Consider the following 14,491-nt stretch of genomic DNA (forward strand, 5'->3'; position numbering starts at 1 on the left):
ATATGCAAATATTTATCAATGGTGAAACAATCCAAACGGAAGTTACGACTCTCAATCTCTTACTTGAAGAATTAGGATATGAAGGGAATTGGCTCGCAACCGCTGTGAATGCCGAAGTTATTCCTATCAATGCACGAAGTCAATTTGTCTTACATGAAGAAGATAAAATTGAAATTTTAAGCCCAATGCAAGGAGGATAAAAACGATGCTGAATCTTTACGGACGTAAATTCTCTTCTCGTCTTATGTTAGGTACAGCGCAATATCCTTCACCAGCAATCCTTCGTGATGCTATTCATAAATCAAATACAGAAATTGTAACCGTATCGTTGCGCCGTGAAACAGCAGGTGGGAAACAAGGTGGGCAATTTTGGCAAATTCTTAAAGAACTTGGTGTCACAGTACTTCCCAATACGGCTGGATGTTATACTGTTAAAGAAGCTGTGACCACTGCCCACTTAGCTCGAGATCTCTTCCAAACATCTTGGATTAAACTCGAAATTATTGGTAATCCAGACACCTTACAACCAAATGTTTTTTCCTTAATCGAAGCAGCACAAATCTTAAATAGAGAAGGTTTTCAAATTTTTGCCTATACAACAGATGATCTCATTGTTGCTGAAAAGCTCTTGGACGTTGGATGCCATGTCATTATGCCTTGGTGTGCTCCTATTGGCTCTGCCAAAGGTCCTCATCATACTGATGGATTGCGTTCTATCCGTGCTTATCTTCCTGATGTTACTCTTGTTATTGACGCCGGCATTGGGCGTCCATCGCATGCTGCCATTGCTATGGAGCTTGGTTATGATGCAGTTCTTCTTAACACCGCGGTTGCCAAAGCAGGTGATCCTGTCTTAATGGCTGAAGCATTTTCTAAAGCTGTTCAAGCAGGGCATATGGGATATAAAGCAGGAATTCTCGAAGCACGTAATATAGCAGTTCCTTCAACACCAGTCATTGGAAAAGCAGTATTTTCATGAAACTGGATCCTTTTTACCTCATTGTTGACAATGCTGATTGGGTTGAACGTTTGATTCCTCTTGGAGTTAAACTCATACAATTGCGTATGAAAAATGAAAATCCCAAAACGATTAGTCACCATATTAAGCGCGCAAAAAATATATGCGATAAATTCAGAGCACAATTAATTATTAATGATCATTGGACAATAGCAATTGATGAAAAATGCGATTTTATTCATCTTGGACAAGAAGACTTAAGCAATGCTGATCTTCCTGCAATCCGTAAAAACGGTATAAGACTTGGTCTGAGTACACATGATGAACATGAACTAGAGTTCGCAATATCTGCCAAACCTGAATATATCGCCCTTGGTCCTATTTATCCAACAATCTTAAAAGAAATGAAATGGAGTCCACAAGGACTAGACAAAATTAAACAATGGAGAAAACGGATTGGTGCTTTACCTTTAGTAGGCATCGGTGGCTTAACACCAGAACGTGCAATTGGTGTTTTAAAAGCAGGTGCCAATAGTGCTGCTGTTGTAACCGATATTCTCCTCCATAAAAAACCTGAACAACGTGTCCAACAATGGATAGAGGTGACACGAGTATGGCGTTAATTCCTTCGATTCTTATTGTTGCGGGAACAGATCCAACAGGAGGAGCTGGTATTGTTCGCGATATAGAAACAGCCGCACATTTTCAAATAAAAGCCAATTTAGCTATCACCTGTGTTAACGTACAAGATGATAATCACGTTGCTGAAATTGTTCCAATGAGTGAAAAACTTGTTGCCGCACAAATGCGCAGTGCTCTAGAAGCCAATCCAATAAGAGCGATAAAAATCGGTATGACAGGAACACAAGAAATTATTATAGCAATCTGTAATGTACTCAAAGACTATCCTCATATTCCTGTTATTCTTGATCCTGTACTTATCGCCTCATCAGGAGGAAATTTAACAACCGAAGAAATCACAGAAATGATGATTCATAAACTTCTCCCTCATGTTGATCTTCTCACACCAAATAGAGAAGAACTCGCTCTTCTCAGCCAAAGCCCATTGGCATCTGATGATAAGCAAGCAATACAACAAGCAAAAAAATTGCTGTCATTTGGTCCACGCTCTCTCTTGATAAAAGGAGGACATGCAGAGGGGCCTCTAGCAACTGATAGCTTCATACATAAAACTGAAATTATCAATATTTCCACCCCGCGCTTAACGGAAACAATGCGTGGAACAGGTTGCATCCTTTCAAGCGCTATTGCAGCACATTTGGCATTAAATGAATCTATGACTCAAGCCATAAAAAAGGCAAAAGCATATATTCACACATTGCTGTTAAATCATAATCAAAAATGTCATTAAAAGTTTAAGCTTATGTCATAATCTGACTAAATACTCTTGCTGTATTTTGTAGTTTATATGGATTGTGTTATTCTAAAATTAATGAATCTGTATGTAATAAAGTAATTATGATAAAAAATGTATACAACTGCAAATGACCTAAATTTACAGTTTTCCATTCTTTTCAAGAAAAGAGTCTATTATTATTGCATACATAAATTCCTCACACACACACATCATAAAACTTGAAGGATAATGTTACCTGATCTATTGTAAAGACAGATTATTAGAGAAAACAAAATGCTAAATCAAACGCCACTCTCAATATCATATGAAGAACTCTTAAACTTTTATAAAGAAAGTGGTGCGGATGCTGTCCTCACAGATTCACCTATTAACCGCTTTAATCAAGCTGCTTCCTTAGAGAAAAAATCAACACAAGCAGTAGAGATTTCTCATAATCAACAAACAGCCCCAACCACCAATGTCCCCAAGCATTCACTTCCTAACCTTGCGATAATACAAGGTGAATCTTCAGCGATAGAGAGTGCAAAAAGTGCGAAAACACTTGATGAATTAAAAGCTGCCCTCCTCGCGTTTAATGGTTGTTCATTAAAATTAACAGCGAAAAACACCTGTTTTTCAGATGGAACAGCGGGAAGTCCACTCATGCTCATAGGAGAAGCTCCAGGACGAGAAGAGGATATACAGGGCATTCCTTTTGTGGGAAAAGCGGGAATGTTACTTAATAAGATCCTCGAATCCATTGGCTTAACAAGAAAGAGTGTTTACATCGCCAACACTATTCCTTGGCGCCCTCCAGGAAACCGTACACCAACACTAAGAGAAGTTGCCTTATGCCGCCCTTTTATTGAACGACAAATTTATTTAGCTCGTCCACGTGTTCTTATAGCGCTGGGAGGCGTTGCTATGCAATTTCTTACGGGGGCTCAAAATGGAATTATACGGACACGAGGCAAATGGTTTACCTATGAAAGCGAAAACAATATAAAAATACCTGTTATGCCAACCTTTCATCCCGCTTACCTTCTCCGAACACCTAGTCAAAAGAAGCTTACGTGGATAGATTTTTTAGAAGTCAAAAACCGCTTAGATAATCTTTTGTAATGCCCTCATCTCCCCTTATCTCAAAAGATCCCCACCTTATCTCGAAAGACAAAGACTCTTTCAATCCGTAACTCTTTAAAAAATATGAATAGGAAAAAATGATGCAACAACCAGCAGCCCCGATTTATCGTTTAGAAGACTATCAAGAAACGCCTTATACTATACCAAAAACATACCTTCATTTTCGTTTAGCACCAACAAAAACCTCTGTTACAGCAATATTGTCTATTGAACCTCGCCACAACACAAAAGAAGCAACACCTCTTGTGCTTACTGGTGATGATCTTACATTCGTTTCTATTGCTCTCAATGGTACAAAGTTATCTGAAAATGCTTATAAAGTTACCCCTTCACGTTTAGAAATTATGGCTCCACCAACGGATCCTTTTACATTACAATTGGTCACGGAACTGAATCCTGAAAGCAACAGTCAACTCATGGGGCTTTATCTTTCAAATGGTGTCTATTGTACACAATGCGAAGCAGAAGGTTTCCGTCGTATTACTTATTTTTATGATCGCCCAGATATTCTTTCTACCTATACGGTAAAAATTGAAGCGGATTCTCAAACAATTCCTATCTTACTTTCCAATGGTAATCTCATCGAGACAGGAGCGCTTGAAAATAATCGCCATTTTGCTCTTTGGGAAGATCCTTATCCAAAACCATCCTATCTCTTTGCTTTAGTTGGTGGTAATCTTGATAAGCTAGAAGATCATTTTACCACTGCATCTGGTCGACAGGTCAAACTTGGCATCTATGTAGAAAAAGGGAAAACCAAACGTGCAACCTATGCAATGGATGCCCTTAAACGTTCTATGCGTTGGGACGAACAATGTTTCGGTCGTGAATATGACCTTGATGTTTTCAATATTGTAGCTGTTTCTGACTTTAACATGGGAGCAATGGAAAACAAAGGACTTAACATCTTTAATGACAAATATGTTCTTGCAGATCCTGAAACAGCTACCGATCACGATTATAGAAACATCGAACGTATAATTGCTCATGAATATTTTCACAATTGGACTGGTAATCGTATTACTTGCCGTGATTGGTTTCAACTCTGTTTAAAAGAAGGCTTAACTGTTTACCGTGATCAAGAATTTTCCTCAGATCAAAATGTACGCAGCTTACAGCGAATTGAAAATATAAAAACATTGAAAGCTGCACAATTTACTGAGGATTCTGGTCCACTTGCTCATCCTGTCCGTCCTCGTCAATATAGCCAAATCAATAACTTTTATACCGCAACCGTTTATGAAAAAGGTGCAGAGATCGTTCGCATGGTGCGTACTATTCTAGGTCCTACTCTCTTTCGTAAAGGGATGGATCTTTATTTTCAACGCCATGATGGACAAGCTTGTATAATTGAAGATTTCATCGCCTGTTTCGCCGAAGTCTCTGGTCTCAACTTCTCCCAGTTCATGCTGTGGTATGAACAAGCAGGCACACCCAATGTAGAAATCGATCACCATTATAGCGATGGTGTTCTAACAATTCATGCAAAACAACATATTCCAGAAACACCACACCAAAACATAAAAAAGCCTATGCTTATCCCTATTGCTTTTGGGCTCTTAGGACATAACGGGAAATCTCTTACTTATGAGACTGATGCAGATATTCAATCAGATGTTATGCTTTTGTCTGAAGAAAAGCAAACATTCACATTAAAGGGACTGAGTGAACAACCTGTTTTATCACTGCTTAGAGACTTCTCTGCGCCTATTACTCTACAAACCCCCTTCAATGAAAATGAACTCATTTTTCTTGCCCAAAATGATAGCAATCAAATTAATCGTTGGCAGTCATTTAACCATTTAATGACCCACGCTCTGATTGAAGCCATTCAAGATAAAAGACAAGCAAAAGAGGAGATGCCCTCTACTTTGCTCAAATTGATTGAAAATATTCTTAATGATGAAAGCCTCGAACCAGAATTTCGCGCATTTTGTTTAACTTTACCCAGTGAAATTGAACTTGCCCATATAATCGGTAAAAATGTTGATCCAGAACGCATCCACCATGTGCGCAATCAATTTTTAGCTTCACTCGCACATAGGCATCAGGAACTCTTCACAACAGTTTATGCGCAAATGCAAATCAATGAACCCTATTCACCAAATACTGCACAAGCTGGAAAACGAGCATTACGCAATATTATGCTAGACTATCTTTCCATCGCCGAAGCCAAACCAAACTGTGCTAGCACACAATATGCAACAGCGGATAATATGACGGATCGCATGGCTAGTATAACCATTTTAGTGAAACACTTTAGCGAAAGTGAACAAGCGCAAAATGCCTTAAATGATTTTGAAAGCCGCTATCGGTATGATCCTTTAGTCATGGATAAATGGTTTTCCATTCAAGCAATGGTTGCGGGAGCATCAACACTGGATCATGTTCAAAAACTTATGCAACATCCGCTTTTTTCACAAGATAATCCCAATCGTGTACGAGCTTTGATTGGTGTCTTTGCTTCTCACAATCTAACAGGTTTTCATAGAATTGATGGCGCATCCTATCATTTTCTCTGCCAAATTATTTTGGACATTGACAAAAAAAATCCACAGCTTGCTTCACGGTTATTAACAATAATGCGCTCTTGGCGACAATTAGAACCCATTCGGCGACAAAAATTTGAAACTGCATTAAAAACAATTGCAGAAGCTTCGCAATTGTCAAGTGATGTGGCTGAGATCATCAATCGTCTTCTCAATTGAAATAAAAAACATTTATAATCAATAGTTTATAATATTTCTTATCAAATAAATTCAACGCTCTACGCGATAATAAGGAACCTATAAGCAGGCTTTTTAAACCTGTTTATAGGTCCTGTTAAGATTCCTTTTCGTTTCCATATTTCACACTTATCCAAGTAAAAGTCTCTTTTCTAAAAAAAAGACTGGACAGAAGACTCCTGTTTTGATTCACTGCACTTTATGGAGTTATTATGAATATCGAAGCAGTTTTTTAAATGTATTATTCGATCATTAAAGGAACGAAAAATGGCTGAATTGGACGCATATCATGCGCCAACGGAGACATATGCTGATTCAAAATCGAGCGCAAAAAATCATAAAGCGCAAAAAGAGCGTCTCAATCTTTTTTCTCGTTCAGCCTATCAAAAACTTCTTTTTATTGAGCCTTGGCTGCGACGTGCACTGCCATTTGTAATTCTTGCATTTCTTGTTGTGCTGGCAGCAATTCATTTCATATCACTCTACGATTGGCGCCATGCAATTGATAAAAACACACGTACTACCATCACTCTTTTAGCTTCTCATATTACCAACACAATTGATCGTGATTTACTTTCCGCTACGCAAAAAGGCAAAGTTTCTAATCTTTCTCATAATCATTTGCAAAATATTCTTACTGATTTTCGCAATCAAGGCCTTATCAATTCGAGCACTGTCATTGCCATAGTTGATCAAAAAGGTAATGTCCTAGCTGCATCAAATGCCGAGATTATTTTAGGAAAATCTTTACAGGATTTTACCCCTGAAAGCATTGCTTTACAATCTTTGGGAAAACACGCTGGAATTATGAAAATCACAATAGGTAAAGATATTCCCGCTCTTGCTTCTTTTCATCAAACAGAAAATGGACATTATGGTGTTTTCATCAGCGAAAAAACACAACATAGCTATAGAGAATGGCGCAAGATTTTCTCGTTAAATATGACCTTGTTCATAGGAACAAGCGGCATTATTTTAGCTCTCCTTTACGCTTATTACAATCAAATTATAAGAGCACGCAATACAGATTTGATTTCAGAAAAAACTCAAAACCGCATTGATATGGCAATGATGCGTGGACGCTGTGGTCTATGGGATTGGAATATGGCAAGTGGACGCGTTTACTGGTCACGGGCAATCTATGAAATGCTTGGTTATATTCCTCAAGATGCACTACTGTCAATTTCCCAAATTACCGCCATTATCAATCCAAATGATGCTAATTTTTTTGATCTTGCTCAAGAATTAATAAGTGGTAAGAAGAAACATATCGATATTAATGTCCCTATGCGTCATGCCGATGGTCATTATATATGGATGCGTATTCGTGCTGAAGTTACCGATGAAGAAGAACCCCATTTGGTTGGTATTGCCTTCGATATTAGTGAACAGCACCAACTCGCAGAAGAAACAGCGCAAGCCGATCTTCGTATCCGCGATGCAATTGAAAATATTTCAGAATCTTTTGTCTTATGGGATTCAGAAGGACGTTTAGTCATGTCCAACAGCAAGTTTTGTGAATATGCCGCTATTCCTAAACAGGTCTTACAATCAGGAATCCAACGTGCAACTGTCGAAGCCATGGCTCGCCCTGCAATGAGTGAATATCCCCTCAAAGACGATGGAAGTGGTAACTTAACCAGTATTCGCCAAACTGCGGACGGTTATTGGCTCAAAATTAATGAACGACGCACTCAAGATGGAGGGCTTGTTTGCATTGGTACAGATATTTCTGAACTTAAACAACAACAAGAAAAATTTGAAGATAGTGAAAGGCGCCTTTTTTCTTTCATTCAAGAACTCAAACGTGCGCGAGGAAATGCTCAACAACGTGCAACAGAAGTTGAAAAACTTAATAGAAGTCTGAAAGCTGAAAAAGAGCGCGCTGAAAGTGCTAACAAAGCTAAATCAGAATTTTTAGCCAATATGTCTCATGAATTGCGTACTCCTCTTAATGCCATTCTCGGCTTTTCAGATATTATGTTGCAATCCACCTTTGGACCTCTTGGCTCACAACGCTATAAAGAATATATGCGTGATATTTACAATTCAGGAACCCATCTCCTAACCCTTATTAATGATATCCTTGATATGTCAAAAATCGAAGCAGGAAGATTGACTCTTGATTGTAAAAATATCGATCTTGAGCCTATCATCAGTGAAGCAGCACGAACACTTACACCACAAGCTCAAGAAAAAAATATTTCTGTTACAACAAATATTGCCCCAGAATTGCACGCAGAAGTTGATGTCCGTGCCATAAAACAGATCTTTCTTAATCTCATCTCTAATGCTGTTAAATTCACACCTCCTGGAGGGAGTATCGATATCTGCGCTTTTAAGAAAAAAAATAATCTTATTTGTAAAATTAAAGACACAGGTGTTGGCATTCCCCAATCCGCAATTAAAAAACTTGGACAACCTTTTGAACAAGTTGAAAATCAACTCACTAAAACCCATACGGGCTCTGGCCTTGGTTTAGCTATTTCACGCTCATTGCTAGAATTACACAAAGGAAAACTTGAAATTATTTCTAAAGAAATGAAAGGTACAACTGTAACCATTACAATGCCAATCAAACAAAGTTAAATTCCTCCTTTTGTTCCCGTTGTAGCAAAATCTGTTTTCGCCAAACACCCCAACGATATCCAGAGATAAAACCATCCTTGCGCACCACTCGATGGCAAGGAATAATGACTGCCAATTCATTCCGTGCACATGCATTCGCAACTGCACGAAAAGCATGGGGCATACCAATACGTTGCGCTAATATTTCATATGAAATTGTTTTACCACATGGCACTTCGCATAATACTTTCCATACTTTCTGTTGAAAAACTGTGCCATTTATATCTAAGGAAAAATCATATCTCCTTGCCAATTTAGGCGTTTCTATCATGGCTACAATATGTGCAACTTCTCTCTTAAACCTATTGTCATGATCCACGTGTTTTACATTACCAAAACGACCCGTGAATTCTTGTAACAATTGTTCTGTCGTATTTCCCAATACTATATTACAAATCCCTTTTTGAGATTTTGCTACCAAAAGCCCTCCTATTGAAACATTTTTTATACAAAATATTCTCTTTTGAGAAATGTCCAACATTTTGACTCTCTTTATTGTTTAAAAAATCTTGAACATTATAAAGAAAGAAATTTTTTAATTACACTCTCATAAAGTATGGCAAAATCTTAAATCTCTCTTTCTTAGCGATTATTCAAAATCACACTTAAATTATTTTATAAAAGCATAAAGAGAATGATAACGATCTGAATGATCTTTTACTCTTAAACCCTCATAGCTCTAACAAAGACAAATGATGACGCATTCTAAGATGCACAATTTTAGCATATTAGACTAAACTTATTTAGCTAAAAATCAAAAAAATAATAATATTTAAGGAATATAAAAGCGCGTATTTTCTAAAGATACTCTAAATAAGATAACCGCTCTCTTAAAAGAGGATGTTCATATATCTGAAAAACAAAAGCCCCATTTTTGAATGGGGCTCTTTTAAAATTCAATCTTGTAACAAATTAAAATTTATATGCTACACCCACACGAAAATCATTCGTTTTGTAGCTCATTTCAATTTTATCTTGTGCGAATTTTTTCTTACCATAATCTGAGTAACGATATTCCGCACGCACAATAACATTATCGGTCATTGCAAAATCAATACCACCTCCAAGGGTATAACCAATCATCGTCTTTTTTTCATCATGCACCAAAGCAGAAAGATTTACTACCCTCTCTGTTGCATCTGCTGGCATTGCAAAAATATTTCGAAGCTGCGTATAAGCAACTCCTCCCGCGACATAAGGCATCATACGATCAATAACAAAACCCACTCGTGCCCTTGTAGCACCAGCCCATTTTTGTTTTAAAGTATGTTGCACAGTTATAGGAGGTGTCGTGACAGTATCATCGCTCTTCTCTGTAGACCGACTTGTTCCTGCTAGTGCTTTTTCACTGTGACCTTCTTGCGGCAGCTCTACATCTTTTGAACTGATACTTTTCGTATTTTTTTTATCAAACCAAATCACATCTGTATCAATACCTATGATAAAGCCATTGTCGATATCAACATTGGAACCCGCATAGATACCCCCTACAAAACCAGAAAGTTTAGGCAAAAGATCCTTTCTCACTGGAATCCATTTTCCTGTATCCTCATCTCCTATATAACTCAAAGCAGTCTTACTGGAAAAATTGCCAAGTTGACCTCCAATGTAAAACCCTGTCCATGAAAATGCTGGAACTGCAATAACAGGTGTTGATTTTTCAGGGACTATAATATCCGCTGCCTGCACTGCAGAAACTAAAGTTAAAGAAAAAATAGAAGTTGTGATTAAGTATTTAATAGTCATAATGCTCCCCTAAAAGCTAATGTGACACAATATTAATCAATTATTCATTATTTTTTTCAAAAAATCTGTAGCAAAAATGATACAGTTATGAAAAAAATAAAACATCTATTAGAAAAACTTAAATAAATATGTTATAATTTTTGAAATTTTTTTGCCCTAATCATTGCTGTAATCTTTTACTTGCTACATGTTTTTTTTATCATTTCCCAAACAAATAAAAAAAGAGGCGTAATATTAACTTCTAAAAAGTAAGACTCACTAACGTAGCAAAGAAAGCATCTTATCTCACTTTACTCAATATATTTCTGTTATATATCTGTTAAAAAAATCAGCTACAGAATTTGTGAGATTTTGCCAAAATTTTGCGCTAAAAAGACCATTTCTTCTGAAAAATCTTCATTTTCGCGTTCATGAAGATATCTGTTTGATATACAGATCTCTATAAGAGGCGATATTACAGATATACATTAAGAAAAATGAATAAAAAGAAGTATCCATTAAAAGGTACAAAAAAGCTTACTCGAATTTTCTGCACGAACAATAACAATCAGAATGAACTTATTTTAGCCAAAAAATCCATCATAAACAGTTTTGCTCCTCTGTTCACTAAAACCCATACTTAAATAAAATATGAAAAAGCAATGTATAAACAAAGAGTAATAATAATTCAATCATAACTATTACCAATAAAAATAATATTAAATAAAAAAATATTTATTAATAAATTTTAATAGCAACTTTATTCATTTTTAAATGAAGAAAAATAGATAAAAATTTATTATATCAATTATTTTTAACAAAAATTTTGTTTTTCATTAAGCAATAGTTGCAAATTACATATTTCTTATCGTGTTATAACATATTTATATTTTAGATTAATCATTACATAAAACAATTACATAATTATTATAAAATACTTTAATATTTTATCAGTTTTGTAAAAATTGAACATACGGATTGCCCAGTTTCCTCAATTAATGTTTCAATGCGGAGCAAATCAGGTTCGCCAACGCTCCTTAACAAAAGATCGCTTAACCTAGGGGGCATATCATGAGTATCGAGAGAAGTATTTAAGCAAAGCCGTATAACTTGGCTCAAATTTGTATAGAGACTATAAGCATGATGCAAATCAGAAACAAGCGACTGGTTAAGAAAACTGTTCGGTAATTGTAGTAAAATATCCGCTGTCGTTGCTCCAATTTGAAATACAATTGCATGCGTAATAAGAGCAAATTGGGCAATAAACTCCAAGTCCATAATACCACCAGGCATCGTTTTTAAATCCCATCGATTCTTTGGCGGTTTTTCTTTTGCAATCAAAGTACGCATTTCACATACTGCTTTTGTTACATCCTTCTTATTATGAGACAACGAAATAATTGCACGAACTTCATTTTCTAACTTTTGTAAAAAATCAGGATCTCCTGCAATACCCCGTGCCCGTGTTAAAGCGAGATGTTCCCATATCCATGCTTCTTTGCGATAATATTTCTTAAAAAATTGAAAAGAAACAGCAACAGGACCCTTATTGCCTAATGGCCGCAATCTTAAATCAACGGCATAAAGAACCCCTTGGCTTGTAAGAGTAGATAAAGCTGCAACCAAACGCTGTGTCAAACGCGTATAATATTGAGAGATATAGAGAGGCTTTTCTCCATCAGATATTTCTGCATCTTCATCATGCTCATAAAGCAAAATGAGGTCAACATCCGAACCAGCCGTTAATTCACGACTCCCAAGCTTCCCCATACCCAGTATACCAACACGTCCCCCTTTAATATTGCCATGAAGACGAAAAAATTCCTTTTGAACCGCAGCAAAAGTTTTTGCAATCATAAGATCAGCAAGTGCGGTAAATGCAAAACCTGCTCTTTCTCCCGTAATTGCACCATTTAAAATTCGAATACCAATCAAAAAGCGCTGTTCATCAGCAAAAATTCTTAAATTGTCAAGAATTTCTTCATAAGAAGTGACACCTTCAAAAAAACATTCAAGTCGTTTTTCTAGGTAAGTTTTTGTTGGTAATTCTGAAAAAATGGTTGGATCTAACATTCCATCAAAAACATGGGGTTTACGTGTAATAATTTCTGCAAGACGTGGAGCTGCTCCCATAATAAGCACCAACATATCCAAAAGAGAGGGATTAGATTGCAATAAACTAAACAGCTGAATTCCTGAAGGTAAACCCTGTAAAAAACTATCAAAACACAACATCGCTTCATCTGCGCGCTTTGTTGCGCCAAAAGCTTTCAAAAGTGCTGGTGTCAATTCTGTTAATCTCTCACGTGCTTCGGCAGATTGCGTTGCTTTATAACGCCCACAATGGAGTGTACGCATAATACGACAAATATCACTTGCTCTTTCAAAACCTAAACGACTTAATGTTATTAATGTCTCTGGGTCATCTTGTTCACCAGTAAAAACTAAATTGCCAATTTCTAAACCAAGTTCTTGCTCATTCTCAAACAGCGCAGCATAATGTTTTTCAACGACCTGAAGTGTTTTTAATAAATCACGAATAAAGCTACTCGTTTCTTGATACCCCATTAAATAGGCAACACTGGTAAATTGAGAAATATCATGGGGGAGAAGATGCGTTTGTTCATCTGCAAGCATTTGAATACGGTGTTCTACATTTCGTAAAAAAGCATAACTTTTTATAAGGCTATCTTTGGTCTTCTCACTAATCCAACCAAGCATGTGAAGTTCTGCTAACATTGCAACTGTCTGACGTCCACGTAATTGGGGAAAGCGTCCACCAGCAATGAGCTGTTGTGTCTGGACAAAAAACTCAATCTCGCGAATTCCACCTCGCCCTAATTTTACATTATGTCCATAAGCAGCAATTTGACCATAATTTTTATACGCATGAATTTGACGTTTGATCGAATGGATATCAGCAATAGCAGCATAATCTAAATATTTCCGCCACACATAAGGAAAAAGCTCTTTCAGAAAATGAAAGCCAGCCTTTTTATCACCAGCAACGGGGCGTGCTTTAATCATAGCTGCTCGTTCCCAATTTTGTCCGCGTCCCTCGTAATAACGCAACGCGGTCCTTACTGGTAAAGCCAAAGGGGTTGAACTGGGATCTGGTCGAAGCCGAAAATCGAGACGGAAAACATATCCCTCCACTGTGCGTTCTTGAATGATACGGATCAAGCGGCGTACTATTTTAGAGAATATATCGACACTCTCAGAAAGATTACCAATATGGGGTGACATTTCATCAATGAAAACAATAAGATCAATATCAGAAGAATAATTAAGTTCTCCCGCCCCTAATTTTCCCATTCCTAAAATGATTAAACCGCAGTCTTTTTCAGGATCATCACGATTTGACAAACTTATCTTACCATGATCGTGCTCCTCTCTTAAAAGAAAACGGAGTGCTACACTTAATGCAGCTTCTCCCAAACGTGTTAACCAAGCGCATGAAACTTCATAAGTAAAAACACCACTTAAATCAGCTAAAGCAATGAGAACATGTGCTTCTCGTTTTTTGCGTCTTAAAGCAGTCATTAATGAAGTTTCCTGTATAGCTTCATTCTTATCAATGACTGCAATATCATCTATAATTTCGCTTAGTCTTGTTTCTATATCAACATCCAATAAGGGGCTAAGATACGATGGATTGGCGATTAAGACCTCACGCAAAAAAGGAGACAAGGTCATAACCGCACTGATAAATTCAATTTGTTTTTCCCTCTTTGAAAAAAAAGAAACAAGCGATTTTAACTTTTCTTTCCTTGCTTGTTCTTCAAGGTCTTTCAACCATTGAGAACCGCTCTCATCAAGGGGGCATAAAGGGAGCAATTGTGTTTTTAAAAAAGCATCTTTCATCTACTCTTCCTTGTAAGGTATCTTACCTTTTTTCTCTTGCATTATACTGTAAGGAAAAATAGTCATAGATATTAAAATAATGAAGCAGAA

The 14,491-nt window shown here is 36.8% G+C and carries 10 protein-coding genes; 7 read left to right on the plus strand and 3 right to left on the minus strand.

The annotated features are described in order from the left end of the window. Window positions 1–2 precede the first annotated feature (2 nt). From thiS to J7R10_RS02520, 7 genes are all read left to right on the plus strand, one after another. Window positions 3–200, plus strand: coding sequence for a sulfur carrier protein ThiS (gene thiS, locus J7R10_RS02490; RefSeq protein WP_010704981.1), 198 nt, complete (start codon window positions 3–5; stop codon window positions 198–200). A gap of 5 nt (window positions 201–205) precedes the next feature. Next, complete coding sequence (locus J7R10_RS02495; protein ID WP_010704980.1) at window positions 206–979, plus strand: thiazole synthase; 774 nt, start codon at window positions 206–208, stop codon at window positions 977–979. Continuing rightward, complete coding sequence (locus J7R10_RS02500) at window positions 976–1,581, plus strand: thiamine phosphate synthase (protein ID WP_010704979.1); 606 nt, start codon at window positions 976–978, stop codon at window positions 1,579–1,581. Before J7R10_RS02495 ends, J7R10_RS02500 begins: the two co-directional genes overlap by 4 nt. Next, entirely contained in the window at window positions 1,572–2,330 is a 759-nt protein-coding gene (locus J7R10_RS02505) for a hydroxymethylpyrimidine/phosphomethylpyrimidine kinase (protein ID WP_010704978.1), read from the plus strand. Before J7R10_RS02500 ends, J7R10_RS02505 begins: the two co-directional genes overlap by 10 nt. 279 nt (window positions 2,331–2,609) lie before the next feature. Further along, window positions 2,610–3,437, plus strand: coding sequence for a uracil-DNA glycosylase (locus J7R10_RS02510; protein ID WP_010704977.1), 828 nt, complete (start codon window positions 2,610–2,612; stop codon window positions 3,435–3,437). Window positions 3,438–3,538: 101 nt separating this feature from the next. After that, on the plus strand, window positions 3,539–6,166 hold the full coding sequence (gene pepN / locus J7R10_RS02515; RefSeq protein ID WP_010704976.1) for an aminopeptidase N: 2,628 nt from the start codon (window positions 3,539–3,541) through the stop codon (window positions 6,164–6,166). Between the two features lie 285 nt (window positions 6,167–6,451). Beyond that, the gene (locus tag J7R10_RS02520; protein ID WP_010704975.1) at window positions 6,452–8,773 is read left to right on the plus strand and encodes an ATP-binding protein; all 2,322 of its coding nucleotides are present in this window, start codon (window positions 6,452–6,454) and stop codon (window positions 8,771–8,773) included. On the opposite strand, the gene J7R10_RS02525 is transcribed toward J7R10_RS02520, so the two are convergent. The 3 genes from J7R10_RS02525 to J7R10_RS02535 form a co-directional block, all read right to left on the minus strand. Further along, complete coding sequence (locus J7R10_RS02525; RefSeq protein ID WP_010704974.1) at window positions 8,760–9,293, minus strand: methylated-DNA--[protein]-cysteine S-methyltransferase; 534 nt, start codon at window positions 9,291–9,293, stop codon at window positions 8,760–8,762. The two genes, J7R10_RS02520 and J7R10_RS02525, sit on opposite strands and share 14 nt — an antisense overlap. Window positions 9,294–9,724: 431 nt before the next feature. Beyond that, entirely contained in the window at window positions 9,725–10,558 is an 834-nt protein-coding gene (locus J7R10_RS02530) for an outer membrane protein (RefSeq protein WP_010704973.1), read from the minus strand. Between the two features lie 918 nt (window positions 10,559–11,476). Next, window positions 11,477–14,401, minus strand: a complete 2,925-nt coding sequence (locus J7R10_RS02535) for a bifunctional [glutamine synthetase] adenylyltransferase/[glutamine synthetase]-adenylyl-L-tyrosine phosphorylase (RefSeq protein WP_010704972.1) — start codon at window positions 14,399–14,401, stop codon at window positions 11,477–11,479. Window positions 14,402–14,491 lie beyond the last annotated feature (90 nt).

It is taken from the genome of Bartonella vinsonii subsp. berkhoffii ATCC 51672, from assembly GCF_902825225.1.
Classification (GTDB): Bacteria; Pseudomonadota; Alphaproteobacteria; order Rhizobiales; family Rhizobiaceae; genus Bartonella; species Bartonella berkhoffii.

Coding starts and splice junctions, on each gene's coding strand:
- thiS (WP_010704981.1), top strand. CDS start 3: ATGCAAATATTTATCAATGGTGAAACAATCCAAACGGAAGTTACGACT.
- J7R10_RS02495 (WP_010704980.1), top strand. CDS start 206: ATGCTGAATCTTTACGGACGTAAATTCTCTTCTCGTCTTATGTTAGGT.
- J7R10_RS02500 (WP_010704979.1), top strand. CDS start 976: ATGAAACTGGATCCTTTTTACCTCATTGTTGACAATGCTGATTGGGTT.
- J7R10_RS02505 (WP_010704978.1), top strand. CDS start 1,572: ATGGCGTTAATTCCTTCGATTCTTATTGTTGCGGGAACAGATCCAACA.
- J7R10_RS02510 (WP_010704977.1), top strand. CDS start 2,610: ATGCTAAATCAAACGCCACTCTCAATATCATATGAAGAACTCTTAAAC.
- pepN (WP_010704976.1), top strand. CDS start 3,539: ATGCAACAACCAGCAGCCCCGATTTATCGTTTAGAAGACTATCAAGAA.
- J7R10_RS02520 (WP_010704975.1), top strand. CDS start 6,452: ATGGCTGAATTGGACGCATATCATGCGCCAACGGAGACATATGCTGAT.
- J7R10_RS02525 (WP_010704974.1), bottom strand. CDS start 9,293: ATGTTGGACATTTCTCAAAAGAGAATATTTTGTATAAAAAATGTTTCA.
- J7R10_RS02530 (WP_010704973.1), bottom strand. CDS start 10,558: ATGACTATTAAATACTTAATCACAACTTCTATTTTTTCTTTAACTTTA.
- J7R10_RS02535 (WP_010704972.1), bottom strand. CDS start 14,401: ATGAAAGATGCTTTTTTAAAAACACAATTGCTCCCTTTATGCCCCCTT.